We start from the raw sequence: 14325 nt of genomic DNA, 5'->3' as shown, positions 1-14325 counted from the left end.
AAGGATGAATCTGCTTCTACGCTGCTTTCCTAGCAGTGCAAGATGGCAGGATTCATTCCGCCGGAATTTGTTTCGCCGGTTTGGCCGACAGTCTATCGGTCATCTTTTGCTTGAAGGCGAGGAAGAGGTTGCGAAGTTCTGGTTCGCGGACGCGGCTGGCCGCCTCGTCGCATGAGACCCAGTCGATGGTGCGCTCGCCCTTTTCCTTGAAGTTCTTTGCCATGTCGGTGACCTCAAGCGCATAGACCTGCACCTTGCAGACGACCTGCACCCCGTCACGCAGCACCTTCTGATAGGTGTAGGAACCGAGCGTTTCCGCCTCGGCCGCGCCGCGTACGCCGGCTTCTTCCAGGGCTTCCTGCGCGGCGACCTCATGGGCGCACTTCCCGTTCATCGGCCAGCCCTTGGGAATGACCCAGCGGCCGGTGTCACGGCTCGTCATCAGCAGAACTTCGACATCACCGCTTTTCTTCTTCACCCGGTAGCAGATCGCACCATATTGTTGTCGCGGCGGGCGCCGGAACATCAGTTGCACATCGGATGCCAATCGGGCGAGAAGAGTCAATTGTCGGGTCACCTTTACAGTGGTTGTTAGGAATCACTCATATACATGTATCACGGAACGCTTACGCAATCCAAAGCCGCAGACGACCGAAACATGATTTAACCGCCGTTGATAGGGGAAATCGAGCTGGGGCAGGCTCAGAAATCCGCCACGACCTGTCTCGAATGCGCCATATTGCACAGGTGTACAATATGGCTTCGTCCGCATCTCCAATCAATGGCGGAATCCGTTGTTCCACCACGATTCTTTTTTTAAAAATGTGGCAACCGTGCCTCGCCTTCCCACGCTGGGTTGCCTTCTGCCCGCGGTTACGGCGGTATCAGCGCTCCCAATAGGGGACTGGCCCGTAAAGCTCGGTGAGATAGTCGATGAACAGCCGTACCTTGGCCGGCAGGAACTGCCGGCTGGGATAGACGGCCGAGAGTGCGACATTGTGCGAGCCCTCATAGGCGCGCAGCACCTGCACCAGGCGGCCGGTCTTCAGTTCCTCGCCGATATCCCAGGTGGAGCGCAGCGCGATCCCGAGGCCTGATATGACAGCCTCGCGGATCACCTCGCTGGAGTTGGTGATCAGCATGCCGTCGGGCCGCAGGCTGAGGGGCCCGTCCGGCCCGTTCAGCCGCCAGCTATCGCTGTTGTGCGCCGGCAGGCAGCGATGGTGTTTCAGGTCGTCGATATGCCTTGGCTCGCCATGCGCCGCGAGATAATCCGGCGAAGCGCAGAGGAGCCGGCGCACCGGCGCCAGCCGTCGGGCGACGAGGCTGGAATCGGTCAGTTCGGCAATCCGGATCGCCAGATCGAAACCGCTGCCGATGATGTCGCTGAATTCGTCGGTCAGCACCAGGTTGATCGCAAGCTCCGGGTGCGCCTGCATGAAAGCCTTCAGATGCGGCGCGATATGCATGCGGCCGAAGGAGGTCGGCGCCGAGATCTTCAGCGTGCCGTGCATCTGCGCCGAGCGGCCGGAAATGTAGAATTCGGCCTCCTCCAACCCGGCGAGAATACCGAGAACGCGGTCGTAAAAACCTTGTCCGGCTTCCGTCAGCGAGATCTGCCGCGTCGTGCGCTGCAGAAGCCTGGTGCCGAGCCGGTCCTCCAGCCGCTTGATCCGCTTGGAAACGACGGCAGGAGAAAAGCCGAGCGCCCGCCCGGCGAGCGACATGCTTCCCGTCGAAACGACCTTGGCAAAGATTTCGAGATCACCCAGATTGGTCATAAGGTTTTCAGACTTTTCCCCTTTTGACATAAGTGCTTAGCATTTGCGCCACTTTCGGGAAAGTGCTAAGCCGGTTCACCGGCGGCAGAGGCTGGCGGCCCGTCCCGCTGTCATCTTCCCGCTGCGATTTCCCGTCGTCAGGGCCAGGGAGAACACCATGTCCGACGCCATTCCGTTTCTCGCCCCGCGCGCCGATGTGCTGGCGCGCCGCGCCCGGATCGTTGCCGATCTCGCCGATCTTCTGCCGCCGGAATGTCTGATTCATGAGACGCGCGAGCTGGTGCCGTTCGAAACCGATGCCTTCGTGTCCTATCGTCGCCTGCCGCTCGCCGTCGCTCTGCCGCGCACCACGGCCGAGGTGGCAGCCGTCATGCGTTATTGCCACCGTTACGGTATTCCCGTGGTGCCGCGCGGCGCCGGCACCTCGCTTTCCGGCGGCGCCATTCCGCAGGAGGATGCCGTCGTGCTCGGCCTGTCGAAGATGAACAGCATTCTCGAAATCGATCTGCCGAACCGCGTCGCCGTGGTTCAGGCCGGAGTGACCAATCTCAACATCTCAGAATCCGTCTCGGCCGACGGCTTTTTCTACGCGCCTGATCCGAGTTCGCAGCTCGCCTGCACGATCGGCGGCAATATCGGCATGAATTCCGGCGGCGCCCACTGCCTGAAATATGGCGTCACCACCAACAATCTGCTCGGCGTCAGGATGGTGCTGGTCGACGGTACGGTGATCGAGCTCGGCGGCAAGGCGCTTGATGCGGCCGGTTACGACCTGCTCGGCCTCGTCTGCGGCCACGAAGGCCAGCTCGGCATCGTCACCGAGGCGACCGTGCGGCTGATCGCCAAGCCGGAAGGCGCCCGTCCGGTGCTCTTCGGCTTCGAAAGCTCGGAAGAGGCCGGCGCCTGCGTTGCCGATGTCATCGCCGCCGGCATCATCCCGGTTGCTATCGAATTCATGGACAAGCCGGCGATCGAGATCTGCGAGGCCTTCGCCCATGCCGGCTATCCCCTCGATGTCGGGGCGCTGCTGATCGTCGAGGTCGAGGGTTCGGAAGCCGAAATGGACGCCACCCTGAAAGACATCGTCGAGATCGCCCGCCGGCACGCTGTGAAGACGGTGCGCGAATGCCAGTCGGCCACCGAAGCGGCGCTGATCTGGAAGGGGCGCAAATCCGCCTTCGGCGCCACCGGCCGCATCGCCGACTATATCTGCATGGACGGCACCGTGCCGCTCAGCCAGCTTTCCCATGTGCTGAAGACGACCACGGAGATCGTCGATCATTACGGCCTGCGGGTCGCCAACGTCTTTCATGCCGGCGACGGCAACATGCATCCGCTGATCCTCTTCAATGCCAACGATCCCGAGGATGCCGCCCGCGCCGAAGCCGCCGGCAACGATATCCTCAAGCTCTGCGTCGACGCCGGCGGCTGCCTCACCGGCGAACATGGCGTCGGCATTGAAAAGCGCGACCTGATGCGCCATCAGTATTCAGAGGCCGATCTCGCCCAGCAGATGGCGGTGCGCGCCGCCTTCGACCCCGGCTGGCTCCTCAACCCGTCGAAGGTCTTCCCGCTCGAAGGGCGCCCCGCCGCATGATCGATCTGATGCCGACAAGCGAGGAACAGGCGGCGGCGATCGTCCTCGCACATGCGGAGACGAACCGGCCGCTCGCTATCTGTGGCGGTGACACGCGCTCGGGTTTCGGTAATGCCGTTGCATCAGAAGACCGGCTGCGATCGACCAGGCTTTCCGGCATCGTCGCCTACAATCCCGGCGAGATGGTCATGACGGTCCGCTCGGGTACGCCGCTTGCCGAGGTCGAGGCGGTGCTTTCGCAAAACGGCCAGATGCTCGCCTTCGAGCCGATGGATCATCGCCCAGTCATGCGCAGGTCGGGCGAGCCGACGATCGGCGGCGTCTTCGCCGCCAATGTTTCCGGCCCGCGCCGCCTCATTGCGGGCGCTGCCCGCGACAGCCTGCTCGGCGTGCGCTTCATCAACGGCAGGGGCGAGATCATCAAGGCCGGCGGCCGGGTGATGAAGAACGTCACCGGCCTCGATCTCGTCAAGCTGGTTGCCGGCTCGCACGGCACGCTGGGTTTTCTCACCGAAGTCACGTTCCGCGTGCCACCGCGCCCGAAGACGGAACAGACGCTGGTTCTCTCCGGCCTCAACGATGCCGAAGCGGCCAATGCCATGGCGGCGGCGATGGCGCTGCCGGTCGAGGTCTCCAGTGCCGCCCATCTGCCGCTGACGGTGACCTGGAAATTCCTTGCCGGCAAATTGCCCGAGGGCGAGGCGACGGTTCTGCGCGTCGAAGGCCTGGCCGGTTCGGTCGACGTGCGCATCGAAAAGCTTGCGGCTGTCATGTCGGCCTTTGCCACGGTGACGCGGCTGGATGAGCCGGAAAGCCAGAGGCTCTGGCAGGAGATCCGCGACGTGCTGCCCTATGCCGACGGCACGACGCGGCCGGTCTGGCGCGTCTCGGTCGCGCCGGGAACCGGCCATCAGCTGGTCGCGGCACTTCGCCTGGAAGCCGGTGTCGACGCCTTTTACGACTGGCAGGGTGGCCTCGTCTGGATGAGGATGGAGGCAGACCCCGAAGCAGAGCTGGTCCGCCGCTTCATCAAGGCGCTCGGCGGCGGCCATGCCACGCTGATCCGCGCGTCGGCGGTGGCGAGGGCGGCAACGGCCGCCTTTCATCCGGAGCCGGAGGCGGTGGCGATGCTGTCGCGGCGGGTGAAGGAGAAGTTCGATCCGGCTGGGATCTTCAATCCGGGGAAGATGGGGTGAGAAGATGAGTCTGTGCGTGGGTCACCCCCCTCTCTCCTGCCGGACATCTCCCCCACAAGGGGGGAGATTGGCAAGAGGTCGGATCACCGGTCCCTCTCTACCGTATCGAAGTAATTCCACGGTGGTTGTTTGGGGAAACCGTTGCGCCCATCTGATCTCCCTCCTTGTGGGGGAGATGTCCGGCAGGACAGAGGCGGGTGCCCCAGGCACAGCGCCCCCCAAGCGGAGGCCCCGCTAGATGCAAACCAACTTCACCCCAACCCAACTGCTCGATCCCCATGTCGCCGAATCCGAGCAGATCCTGCGCAAATGCGTCCATTGCGGTTTCTGCACCGCCACCTGTCCCACCTATGTGACCCTCGGCAACGAGCTCGACAGCCCGCGCGGCCGTATCTACCTGATCAAGGACATGCTGGAAAACGGCCGCCGCGCCGATGCCGAGGTCGTCACCCATATCGACCGCTGTCTCTCCTGCCTTGCCTGCGTCACCACCTGTCCCTCGGGCGTCGACTATATGCATCTGGTCGATCACGCCCGCGCCCATATCGAAGAGACTTACAGGCGGCCGTTCATAAACCGGCTGACGCGCGCCATTCTCGCCGCCGTACTGCCCTATCCCGGCCGTTTCCGCCTGGCGCTCCATCTCGCCCGTCTCGGCCGCCCCTTTGCCGGACTGATGCGGGGGGCAGCGCTGAAACCCTTTGCCGCCATGCTGGCGCTTGCGCCGCGCCGCGTCCCCGCGCCTTCAGACTTTTCAAAACCCGGCACCCATCGACCCGAGGCGGAGCGGCGCGGCCGGGTGGCGATCCTGTCCGGCTGTGCCCAGCCAGTGCTCGATCCCGGCATCAACGCGGCGGCCATCCGGCTGCTGACGCGGCTCGGCATCGAGGTCGTGGCGCCGGAAGGCGAGGTCTGCTGCGGCTCGCTGGTCCACCATATGGGTCGGGCCGAACAGGCGCTCGCAAGCGCCCGCACCAATGTCGATATCTGGACGCGCGAGATCGACAGCCATGGCCTCGATGCGATCATCATCACCGCATCGGGCTGCGGCACGACGATCAAGGATTACGGTCACATGCTGCGCCTCGACCCCGCCTATGCCGCAAAGGCGGCCAGGGTCTCGGCGCTGGCAAAGGACATTACCGAATATCTGGCGACCCTCGACCTGCCGGCCCATCTGCCGAGGGGCATCACGGTCGCCTATCATTCCGCCTGTTCGATGCAGCACGGCCAGCGCATCACCCTTCAGCCGAAGCAATTGCTGAAGGCGGCGGGCTTCACTTTGCGCGATCCGGCCGAAGGCCATCTCTGCTGCGGCTCGGCCGGCACCTACAACATCCTGCAGCCGGAGATTTCGGCGGCGCTGAAGGCGCGCAAGGTCAAGAACATCGAGGCCACCGAGGCCGATATCATCGCCACCGGCAATATCGGCTGCATCACCCAGATCGCCACCGGCACCGAGATCCCAATCCTGCATACGGTCGAACTTCTCGATTGGGCCTATGGCGGCGCTATGCCGGAAAAATTAACCGGTTTGCCGTTAGGCTGAAGGGAATGCAGGCCCATTCGGGCTGATCCCGGGAGGTTGGGTGATGTGGCGGGGAATGATTGTACTTGCGGGACTGCTCGGTGCGGCAGGCGCGGCCCATGCCGACAGCCGCCTATTCTGTTCCGCCGATGACGCGCAGGCGCGCTTCACCCTCGAAAGCGGTTTCGCAAACGAAGGCGGCCATAGGCTCAACCATTTCCGCGGCGCGCTTATTGTCAAGGATCCAGCACAAGCGGCTTTTGCAAAACGTGTGTTCGAATCGCAGCATCTGAGCAATCACTGGTCGCGCGATGGCGAACTGCTCCTGGAAGTCTTCGACGGCGGCGGTGACGATACCGGCGGCGCAACGCTGGATCTGGTGGTGGTCGCCGGCGCCCGTGGCAAGCCGGCGGCGAATTTCAGCGGCACCTATTCCCTGACGATCGAGGGCGGCAGCAAACCTTACGCCGTCGAGGGCAAGGTCAGCTGCGGCATGAAATAGCGCCGCAGCTGAATTTCAATTCATTACCAGTGGAACGATACGCCGACATTGACGGCGTTGGTGAAGACGTTGGTCTTCAGTCGGTCGCCGCTGTCGATCGGAACGTCGACGCGCGAATAGGTCCCCTTGTATTCGACGAAGGTCGACCAGCGGTCGGTCACCTTGAAGTCGACGCCGGCCTGGGCCTGCAGCGTCACGCCGCCGAACTCATAAGCCCAGGTCTTGCCCTCGGGGCGAATCACTTCGACATGCGGAATGTTGACGCCGACACCGGCGCCGAGATAGGGCGTCCAGCGGCGGGTCGGATCCTGGAAGCGATAGAGACCGTTCACGGTGAGCAGGTTCAGGCCGTCGGTGAATTCGAAATGCGACCAGCCGGCCTTGGCGAGCGTGTCGTCGTCGGCATAGACCTTGTCATGGGTGTAGTCGAGCGAGATACCCCAGTTCGGCTTGTTGAAATTCTCGAGCCACCAGGTGACGCGGCCACCGTAATAGGGCGGGCTGCCGAAGGATTTGCCTTCCCAGCCGGCCGTGAAATGCGTGCCGTCCGAGACGTCGACGCCGCTGTGCGGCGCGGTCTGATAGCCGCCGTAAATCGAGAATTCCAGGTCTTCCGCCGAGGCGGAGGCTGCTGAACAGATGGTGAAAAGCGCGATGCCCGCAAGCAGGGAGGCGGAGGAACGCAGCGCAGATGTCATTGAATAGCCCCGATATTGCAAATATGTCGACTCTTAGGCACCAGTGCCAGCTTTCCGCCGTAAAGTCTAAGGAAAAGAAAAGGCGCGTCAGAATGCGCCTTTCGTTTTTTCGCAAGTGTTGCTCAGCCGCCGAACATCGTGCGCAACACGTCGATGCCCCGGTCCTCGAACGCCACCTTGCCCTGCTTGTTGCCGGGACCGATGACGATCACCTTGGTGCCGACGGGGGCGCGATCATAAAGATGCATCACGTCCTCATTCATCATGCGGATGCAGCCGGAGGACATGTTGAGGCCGATCGTCCACGGCTGATTGGTGCCATGGATGCGGAAGATGGTGTCGCGGCCGCCCTGGTAGAGATACATGGCGCGCGCACCGAGCGGATTGTCCTCGCCGCCTTCCTGGAAGGCGGGGATGATGTGGCCCTTGGCGGCTTCGCGGCGGCGCATTTCGGCCGGCGGCGTCCAGGCCGGCCATTCGGCCTTGCGGCCGATCTTGACGATACCCGACCAGCCGAAGCCGTCGCGGCCGACGCCGATGCCGTAGCGGGTGGCGCGGTTGTTGCCTTCGACCAGGTAGAGATATTTGTTGTTGGTATCGATGATGACGGTGCCGGCCACTTCCGTCGTCACCAGGCGCACTTTCTTGCGCTTGAACTGCGGCTTCACATATTTCGGCATCTGCGCGACGCGCACGATCTGCGCCGGAGCCCGTGTATTGTCGGGCGTGGAGCCAGCCGGTGCTGCAAAGGCGGATGTAGACATCAAGGACAGGACAAGTCCGGCGGCAGCCAGACCCGGCATTAGTTTGATCATGATCGATTCCCCTCAAGCAAATTCGCCCGAAGCTACATGAACTCCTGCTCGATTCAAGATCGGCCCGGCCGGATAAAGCAATTTCGCTGAAGGAAACCGCCTGTTCTTGCGGCTTCCAAGATATCGCCTGTGTCTTTACATGACGATGACGCGGGTTCCGACGTTGACGCGGTCGTAGAGATCGACGACATCCTCGTTGCGCAGGCGGATGCAGCCGGAAGAAACGGCGCTGCCGATCGACCAGGGCGCATTGGTGCCATGGATGCGGTAGAGCGTCGAGCCGAGATACATGGCGCGGGCGCCGAGCGGATTTTCCGGGCCGCCGTCCATGCGCGCCGGCAGGTAATGACCCTTGGCGGCTTCGCGGCTGATCATTTCGGAAGGCGGCGTCCAGTCCGGCCATTCGATCTTCCGGGTGATCTTGTGGGCGCCGGCCCATTCGAAGCCGGGCTTACCGACGCCCACACCGTAGCGCCGCGCCTTGCCGCCGTCCATGACGAGATAGAGAAAGCGATTGTTGGTATCGATGACGATGGTTCCGGGTTTTTCCGTGGTGTCGTAATCGACCATCTGCGGCAGATATTGCGGCTCGATCGGGTGGCGGATTGCCGGGATGCCGGGATTGATCGCCGAAACGGTCTGGGGGGCGGGCTGCGGCGCCTGGCGGATGACGCGGCGCTGGAAAAGGCCGCGCTGTTGCGGCTGGACGACCGGGCGCTGATAGACGACAGGCCGGACCTTGCCGCCGAGCTGATTGATCCACGGTGCGGTCAGATCGGGGCTGAGGATAACAGGTGGGCGGGTGGCGTAGCGGTCGTCTGCAATGGCGGCCGTGGAGAAGGTGCCGCAGAAGGCTGCGGCAAGAAAAAGGTGTTTCATCATCGGACGAACTCTCTACAAATGACCGAAAATGGACTGGCGGGACGGGTCCGCTTGGGCGGAGATGTTCCGACCGGGAAAGACGCTGCCACTCCATCCGCCAGCGAATGGTAAAGATCGATCCATGAAAGACCGACCGGGCGAATAAACTTTTCGTCAGGGTTACGGATCGGTTTGGAAAGACGGTTTGCAAATGGTAAAGCCGGAATCATGACCGGAGAACGAAGCGGATCCCGGAGAATGAAGCGGACATGAGCACGACTGGCATCATCATCGGCGAGGACGGCAGGAGCCGCTGCCACTGGCACGCCAACCTGCCGGACTATCTCAAGTACCACGACGAGGAATGGGGCCGCCCTGTCACCGACGATATCCGCCTCTTCGAGAAGATCTGCCTCGAAGGGTTCCAATCCGGTCTTTCCTGGCTGACCATCCTGCGCAAGCGCGAGAGTTTCCGCGCCGCCTTCGCCGGCTTCGATTTCGAGAAGGTTGCCCTCTTCGGTGAGAAGGATGTGGCTCGCTGTCTCGCCGATGCCGGCATTATCCGTCATCGCGGCAAGATCGTCTCCACGATCAACAATGCCAGGCGCGCCATCGAACTTCGGGACGAATTCGGCTCGCTCGCCCGTTATTTCTGGCGCTACGAACCCGGCCACAACGAGCGGCCTGTTGTGGTCGATCGCGACCACATCGTCGCCAATCCGACGACGCCGACATCGGTCACCATTTCGAAGGATCTGAAGAAACGCGGCTGGACCTTTGTCGGCCCGACCACAGTTTATGCCTTCATGCAGGCGATGGGCCTCGTCAACGATCATCTGGAGGGCTGTTTCTGCCGGCCCGAGGTGGAGGCGATGCGCGCCGTCCTGGTTCGACCATGAAAGATCTGTCCGTGAAAATAGTGTTCGCTGCCCTTGCCCTATTCTTCTTGCCGGCCTTTGCCGCGGCGCAGACGCCGCAGCTCGATCCCGGCGAGAAGCTGGAGAAGCTGCAGTTTCCGGCCGTCACCATGCAGCTCAAGGGATGGACGAAATTCGGCAGCGGCCATGTCTACACGCTACCGGTGCGCGCCGGTCAGCACGTGAAGATCGATTTTTCCACCAAGAGCAAGTTCGCCTTCCTGGCGATCTTCGACCTGTCGAAACCCGATGACGAAGCTTTCTTCGGCACCGATGAGGACGGTTTGAGCTTTCAGACGACGGTGAAGGAAAACACCACTTGGCTGCTGCGTCCCTACTACTCCAAGGTCTCGCCGCGCCGCGGCCTCGGGGCCCCCTTCAGCATCCTGATCGAGCCGTTGGCCGCCCCCCCGCAGCAGCCGCCGGCTGAGCCGGACTCTCCCTCGCTGTTTCCGAAGGCGCCTCCCAAGGCGAAATGAGGCTGGGTTTATGCGTGTCGCCTTGGCCCGCTATGCGAGCCCGTCGATCAGCTCGCGCAATTCGCCGAGATGGCCGATCTTGCGGAAACGCGGCGCTTCCGTCGGTTCGTCCACATGTTCCAGCACCCAGGTGAGTTCGTGCGGCACGAAGACGCCGTAACTGCCGGCGGCGATCGCCGGCACGATATCCGATTTCAGCGAATTGCCGACCATCATCGCCCGCTCCGGCCCGTCCCCGACCTTGGCGAAGATGCGGCGATAGGTAACGGCCGTCTTGTCGGAGACGATCTCGACCGCATCGAAGAAGTCGCCGAGCCCGGATTGGGCAAGCTTGCGCTCCTGGTCGAAGAGATCGCCCTTGGTGATCACGACAAGCAGATATTTGCCGGCAAGCGCCTCCAGCGTGTCGCGCGCATGCGGCATGGTCTCGACCGGATGGCTGAGGAGGTCGCGGCCGGTATCGAGGATCTTGGCGATGACGCTGGCCGGCACCTTGCCCTCGGTGATCTCGATCGCCGTCTCGATCATCGATAGCGTGAAGCCCTTGATGCCGAAGCCGTAATGGCGAAGATTGCGTTTCTCCGCTTCCAGCAGCCGCTCGGAAATCTTCGGGCCTTCGGCGAAATCGGCAAGAAGCTCGGTAAAATGGGCTTCGGTCAGTCGGTAATATTGTTCGTTCTGCCAAAGCGTGTCGTCGGCATCGAAGCCGATCGTCGTCAGTGCTCGGGTCGTCACATGCGCACCTCTTGAACTATGGCCGCAATCTATCGGCCGCCTGTGTCGAGACAAGGGCTATGTCGAGACAAGGGCGTCCGCCTTCGATGCGACAAGGGTTGGCGTTGAAAAGCGTCGCCGTTGCACTACATCGAATGGGCCTCACCCAGCAGCCAGCCACGGCTGTGCCTGTCGCGCGCAGGCCAATAATCAAAAGATGAAGTTCTTCCGTTCGCAAGTCCCTCTTGCGGCAGACACAAAGGATTTTTTCGACCATGCGTTACAATCAACTCGGAAATACGGGACTTTTCGTCTCGGAAATCTGCCTGGGCACGATGACCTTCGGCGAAGCCAAAGAAGGCAGCATGTGGGGCGCCATCGCCGATGTCGACCAGAATGCCGCCGACCGGATCGTCGAGCGTTCGCTTGCAGCAGGCGTCAATTTCATCGATACGGCCGACGTCTATTCGTCAGGCGAATCCGAAAGGCTGCTCGGCCAGGCGCTGAAGAACCTCGACATCCCGCGCAAGGATGTTGTCATCGCCACCAAGGTCTATGGCGTCATGGGCGACCAGCCGAACGACCGCGGCGCCTCGCGCGGCCACATCATGGATTCGGTCGAGGCGAGCCTCAAGCGCCTGCAGACCGATCATATCGACCTCTATCAGATCCACGCGACCGATACGGTGACGCCGATCGAGGAAACGCTGCGCGCCTTCGACGATCTCGTCTCGCGCGGCCTCGTGCGGTATATCGGCGTTTCCAACTGGCAGGCCTGGCGTATTTCGAAGGCGCTCGGTCTTTCCGAACGCCGCGGCTTTGCCCGCTTCGAAACGGTGCAGGCCTATTATTCCATCGCCGGCCGCGATCTCGAACGGGACATCGTGCCGATGATGCAGGAGGAAAAGCTCGGCCTGATGGTCTGGTCGCCGCTCGCCGGCGGTCTGCTCTCCGGCAAGTATGGTCCGGGCGCCCCCGGCAACGGCGATGGCCGCCGCGCCAGTTTCGACTTCCCGCCCGTCGACAGGGACCGAGCCTGGGCCTGCGTCGCCGTCATGCGCGAGGTCGCCGAAAAGCACGGCGTCAGCGTCGCGACCGTCGCGCTCGCCTATATCCTCGCCAAACCTTTCGTCACCTCGGTCATCATCGGCGCCAAGCGCGTCGACCAGCTCGACCAGAACCTTGCCGCCGTCAGGCTGAAGCTCGACGAAGGCGATATGCAGAGGCTCGACGAGGTGAGCGCGCTCGCCCCTGAATATCCGGGTTGGATGTTGTCACGGCAGGGCGCGGGCCGACGCCCGGCCGATTTCGAGCCGAAGGATTGAGGTTATTGGCATCGTGCCACGTCCGGCTGCTTCGTGCGGGTGGCTGCCCCTCACCCTACCCCTCTCCCCGTAAAAACGGGGAGAGGGGACGTGCCAAATCCAACCTTGAGGTTGAGGAAGGCGGTGCGGCATATCCCCTTCGCCCCGCAAGCGGGGAGAAGGTGTCGGCAGCCGGATGAGGGGCCGGTTCAAGGATGACGAACGCCTGTAATACCAGGCGTTCCCTTCACCTGGGATCGGCTACCTCTTGTGGGCCTTGAGCCAGGCGTTCATCTCGGCGATCTCGGCTTCCTGCGCCTTGATGACGGCTTCGGCGAGCTTGCGGACTTCGGGATCCTTGCCGTATTGGAGCTCGACCTTGGCCATATCGATGGCGCCCTGATGATGAGGGATCATGCCGCGGACGAAATCGACGTCTGCATCGCCGCTATACTCGATCATCATATTCTTGTGCATTTTGTCGTTCGCCTCGCTGAAGGCGTGGCTGGCCGCGTCGTGACTGCCCATTGGCTTGCTCATATCCATGGGCTTGTCTTCGGCAAAAGCGGGGGCGGCAAAAGCGGCAAGCATTGCGGTAAGCGTGATGATTTTCAAAGACATGAGAGTTCCTTCCTCTGTCTGGCAATAGAGTTTCCGGGCAACCGAAGCCGCCCATTCTGCATGGGGAACACGGTGTCAGACCAGTCGGGGAGGGGGTGCCTGTGGAGCGGGCCTGTCGTCATCGAGGGCGCGGGCAAGCGGCGGCGCGGAATAGCCGAAATCGGCTTTTCCGCCGGCCACGGCCATCACTGCCGGCGGCAGCAGAAGACAGGCGGCGCAAAGCGGCATATGCGCGGAGTTTCCGCTGGCGCAGGGATCTTTCAAGGGAGCGGCGGCCTGGCCCGCTTCTTTCGGCATATGCATGCCAGCCATTTCATGCTGCATGCTGCCGCTGTCACCGGCAGTCGGCGCATTCATCGATGCGCATGTCGGACAGCCCGCCCATGCCGACATGGCGCTGTAGATCAGCCAGCCGAGAAACATCGTGATGAGGGCGAGCATGCGCATGGCGTCTGATATAGGCGAATGCCGGCTGCAAGCCAAGTACCGCCGGTGGTCACATCCCGATCACCAGCCGGCAATGACCTTGTGTTCGATCCGGTAATCCCTGCTTTCCTCACCGAGCGGAGCGACCGGCCAGGTCCAGACCGCTTTCGCCGGCGGCGGGGCGACGCCGTGCAGCAGGTCGGCCTCCTCATGTGTTTTGCCGTTGCGGTCGATGACGGCATAGGCGATGTCGGTCACGAGGCAATGCCGGCAGGAAAGTCCGGAAAGCCCGCTGAGATGCGCAGCGATCAGCCTCTCCACCGTGTCTTCAGGCATTCGACCGGCCGCCTCGGCTTCATGGCGCCGCTTCACGCCGCGGCCGATCTGCGACAAGAGATTGGCGGAAACCACGAAATCGAGATAGGGCACGCCCCGCAGGAAGCCGAGCGGTTCCGGCTCCTGACCGGCGGAGAAATCGTCGTAGCCGGAGAGATCGCGCTCGATCAGCCGGACGTTGCGATAGCCCTTGGCCGCAAGCCACAGCCGCACCGAGGCGAGATGAACGAGATCGATGAGCACGACCGTGTCAAAATCGCGTGCCAGGTCGTCGATCGGCACGTCCCGCAACAGGCCGGAGCCGAGCACCACGGCGGTCCGCTTCTGCCTGAGGTCGGCCACCGCTGCACGGATGGCATTGCGGCTCTTCTCCTCGTGGTCGGCCCAATCCCCGGCGCAACGTCCGGCCCGCGACCAGAGATTGACGGAATAGCGGATGAATTTTCGATAGGACTTGCCGGTCAGCGGCAACGTCGCGGCATAGAGGAGCGCCTCGGTGATCATGAGCATATCCGCATTCTGAACAATGGCTCATCGTTCAATCGATTCC

At 62.6% G+C, this 14325-nt stretch carries 16 protein-coding genes; 7 read left to right on the top strand and 9 right to left on the bottom strand.

The annotated features are described in order from the left end of the window. Nucleotides 1-52: 52 nt before the first annotated feature. Both GGD53_RS09440 and GGD53_RS09435 read right to left on the bottom strand, forming a co-directional pair. On the bottom strand, nucleotides 53-565 hold the full coding sequence (locus GGD53_RS09440; RefSeq protein WP_184455242.1) for an NUDIX hydrolase: 513 nt from the start codon (nucleotides 563-565) through the stop codon (nucleotides 53-55). A 319-nt stretch (nucleotides 566-884) separates the two neighbouring features. Beyond that, a complete protein-coding gene (locus GGD53_RS09435) occupies nucleotides 885-1781 on the bottom strand; it encodes a LysR family transcriptional regulator (protein ID WP_184455239.1) in 897 nt (298 codons plus the stop codon). Between the two features lie 157 nt (nucleotides 1782-1938). Here GGD53_RS09435 and GGD53_RS09430 point away from each other — a divergent pair, with 157 nt between their 5' ends. The 4 genes from GGD53_RS09430 (at nucleotide 1939) to GGD53_RS09415 (ending at nucleotide 6604) form a co-directional block, all read left to right on the top strand. Beyond that, nucleotides 1939-3378 carry an FAD-linked oxidase C-terminal domain-containing protein gene (locus GGD53_RS09430; protein ID WP_184455238.1) on the top strand — a complete coding sequence of 480 codons (1440 nt, stop codon included), beginning with the start codon at nucleotides 1939-1941 and terminating at the stop codon, nucleotides 3376-3378. Continuing rightward, nucleotides 3375-4574: a glycolate oxidase subunit GlcE gene (glcE, locus tag GGD53_RS09425; RefSeq protein WP_184455236.1), complete on the top strand. Its 1200-nt coding sequence runs from the start codon at nucleotides 3375-3377 to the stop codon at nucleotides 4572-4574. The genes GGD53_RS09430 and glcE overlap by 4 nt, the downstream gene beginning before the upstream one ends. 238 nt (nucleotides 4575-4812) lie before the next feature. Further along, nucleotides 4813-6123, top strand: coding sequence for a glycolate oxidase subunit GlcF (gene glcF, locus GGD53_RS09420; protein WP_184455234.1), 1311 nt, complete (start codon nucleotides 4813-4815; stop codon nucleotides 6121-6123). 43 nt (nucleotides 6124-6166) lie between these two features. Beyond that, nucleotides 6167-6604: a hypothetical protein gene (locus GGD53_RS09415; protein ID WP_184455232.1), complete on the top strand. Its 438-nt coding sequence runs from the start codon at nucleotides 6167-6169 to the stop codon at nucleotides 6602-6604. 23 nt (nucleotides 6605-6627) lie between these two features. On the opposite strand, the gene GGD53_RS09410 is transcribed toward GGD53_RS09415, so the two are convergent. From GGD53_RS09410 to GGD53_RS09400, 3 genes are all read right to left on the bottom strand, one after another. Continuing rightward, nucleotides 6628-7302, bottom strand: coding sequence for an outer membrane protein (locus tag GGD53_RS09410; RefSeq protein WP_184455230.1), 675 nt, complete (start codon nucleotides 7300-7302; stop codon nucleotides 6628-6630). 122 nt (nucleotides 7303-7424) lie between these two features. Further along, the gene (locus GGD53_RS09405; RefSeq protein ID WP_064800799.1) at nucleotides 7425-8117 is read right to left on the bottom strand and encodes a L,D-transpeptidase; all 693 of its coding nucleotides are present in this window, start codon (nucleotides 8115-8117) and stop codon (nucleotides 7425-7427) included. 135 nt (nucleotides 8118-8252) lie between these two features. Continuing rightward, complete coding sequence (locus tag GGD53_RS09400) at nucleotides 8253-8999, bottom strand: L,D-transpeptidase (protein ID WP_184455228.1); 747 nt, start codon at nucleotides 8997-8999, stop codon at nucleotides 8253-8255. Between the two features lie 248 nt (nucleotides 9000-9247). On the opposite strand from GGD53_RS09400, the gene GGD53_RS09395 reads away from it, so the two are divergent. Both GGD53_RS09395 and GGD53_RS09390 read left to right on the top strand, forming a co-directional pair. After that, entirely contained in the window at nucleotides 9248-9877 is a 630-nt protein-coding gene (locus GGD53_RS09395) for a DNA-3-methyladenine glycosylase I (RefSeq protein ID WP_184455226.1), read from the top strand. Next, on the top strand, nucleotides 9874-10374 hold the full coding sequence (locus tag GGD53_RS09390; RefSeq protein WP_184455224.1) for a hypothetical protein: 501 nt from the start codon (nucleotides 9874-9876) through the stop codon (nucleotides 10372-10374). The genes GGD53_RS09395 and GGD53_RS09390 overlap by 4 nt, the downstream gene beginning before the upstream one ends. A 30-nt stretch (nucleotides 10375-10404) precedes the next feature. Here the strand turns inward: GGD53_RS09390 and GGD53_RS09385 are convergent, their stop codons facing one another. Beyond that, on the bottom strand, nucleotides 10405-11109 hold the full coding sequence (locus GGD53_RS09385; protein ID WP_184455222.1) for an HAD family hydrolase: 705 nt from the start codon (nucleotides 11107-11109) through the stop codon (nucleotides 10405-10407). A 254-nt stretch (nucleotides 11110-11363) separates the two neighbouring features. Between GGD53_RS09385 and GGD53_RS09380 the strand changes: the two genes are divergently transcribed. Continuing rightward, entirely contained in the window at nucleotides 11364-12413 is a 1050-nt protein-coding gene (locus GGD53_RS09380; protein ID WP_184455220.1) for an aldo/keto reductase, read from the top strand. A 240-nt stretch (nucleotides 12414-12653) separates the two neighbouring features. On the opposite strand, the gene copM is transcribed toward GGD53_RS09380, so the two are convergent. The 3 genes from copM to GGD53_RS09365 all read right to left on the bottom strand — a co-directional run bounded on the left by copM (nucleotide 12654) and on the right by GGD53_RS09365 (nucleotide 14285). Beyond that, entirely contained in the window at nucleotides 12654-13013 is a 360-nt protein-coding gene (gene copM, locus GGD53_RS09375) for a CopM family metallochaperone (RefSeq protein WP_184455218.1), read from the bottom strand. A gap of 75 nt (nucleotides 13014-13088) precedes the next feature. Next, on the bottom strand, nucleotides 13089-13460 hold the full coding sequence (locus GGD53_RS09370; protein WP_184455216.1) for a hypothetical protein: 372 nt from the start codon (nucleotides 13458-13460) through the stop codon (nucleotides 13089-13091). A gap of 60 nt (nucleotides 13461-13520) precedes the next feature. Continuing rightward, entirely contained in the window at nucleotides 13521-14285 is a 765-nt protein-coding gene (locus tag GGD53_RS09365) for a hypothetical protein (protein WP_184455214.1), read from the bottom strand. Nucleotides 14286-14325 lie beyond the last annotated feature (40 nt).

This window comes from Rhizobium aethiopicum (genome assembly GCF_014197535.1).
GTDB lineage: Bacteria > Pseudomonadota > Alphaproteobacteria > Rhizobiales > Rhizobiaceae > Rhizobium > Rhizobium aethiopicum_A.
This window is presented reverse-complemented; position numbering and strand designations above follow the sequence as displayed.

Excerpts from the sequence above, each read along its gene's own strand:
- GGD53_RS09380 (WP_184455220.1), top strand. The coding sequence starts at position 11,364 with ATGCGTTACAATCAACTCGGAAATACGGGACTTTTCGTCTCGGAAATC.
- GGD53_RS09400 (WP_184455228.1), bottom strand. The coding sequence starts at position 8,999 with ATGATGAAACACCTTTTTCTTGCCGCAGCCTTCTGCGGCACCTTCTCC.
- copM (WP_184455218.1), bottom strand. The coding sequence starts at position 13,013 with ATGTCTTTGAAAATCATCACGCTTACCGCAATGCTTGCCGCTTTTGCC.
- GGD53_RS09405 (WP_064800799.1), bottom strand. The coding sequence starts at position 8,117 with ATGATCAAACTAATGCCGGGTCTGGCTGCCGCCGGACTTGTCCTGTCC.
- GGD53_RS09365 (WP_184455214.1), bottom strand. The coding sequence starts at position 14,285 with ATGCTCATGATCACCGAGGCGCTCCTCTATGCCGCGACGTTGCCGCTG.
- GGD53_RS09395 (WP_184455226.1), top strand. The coding sequence starts at position 9,248 with ATGAGCACGACTGGCATCATCATCGGCGAGGACGGCAGGAGCCGCTGC.
- GGD53_RS09410 (WP_184455230.1), bottom strand. The coding sequence starts at position 7,302 with ATGACATCTGCGCTGCGTTCCTCCGCCTCCCTGCTTGCGGGCATCGCG.
- GGD53_RS09415 (WP_184455232.1), top strand. The coding sequence starts at position 6,167 with ATGTGGCGGGGAATGATTGTACTTGCGGGACTGCTCGGTGCGGCAGGC.
- glcF (WP_184455234.1), top strand. The coding sequence starts at position 4,813 with ATGCAAACCAACTTCACCCCAACCCAACTGCTCGATCCCCATGTCGCC.
- GGD53_RS09390 (WP_184455224.1), top strand. The coding sequence starts at position 9,874 with ATGAAAGATCTGTCCGTGAAAATAGTGTTCGCTGCCCTTGCCCTATTC.
- GGD53_RS09370 (WP_184455216.1), bottom strand. The coding sequence starts at position 13,460 with ATGCGCATGCTCGCCCTCATCACGATGTTTCTCGGCTGGCTGATCTAC.
- glcE (WP_184455236.1), top strand. The coding sequence starts at position 3,375 with ATGATCGATCTGATGCCGACAAGCGAGGAACAGGCGGCGGCGATCGTC.
- GGD53_RS09435 (WP_184455239.1), bottom strand. The coding sequence starts at position 1,781 with ATGACCAATCTGGGTGATCTCGAAATCTTTGCCAAGGTCGTTTCGACG.
- GGD53_RS09430 (WP_184455238.1), top strand. The coding sequence starts at position 1,939 with ATGTCCGACGCCATTCCGTTTCTCGCCCCGCGCGCCGATGTGCTGGCG.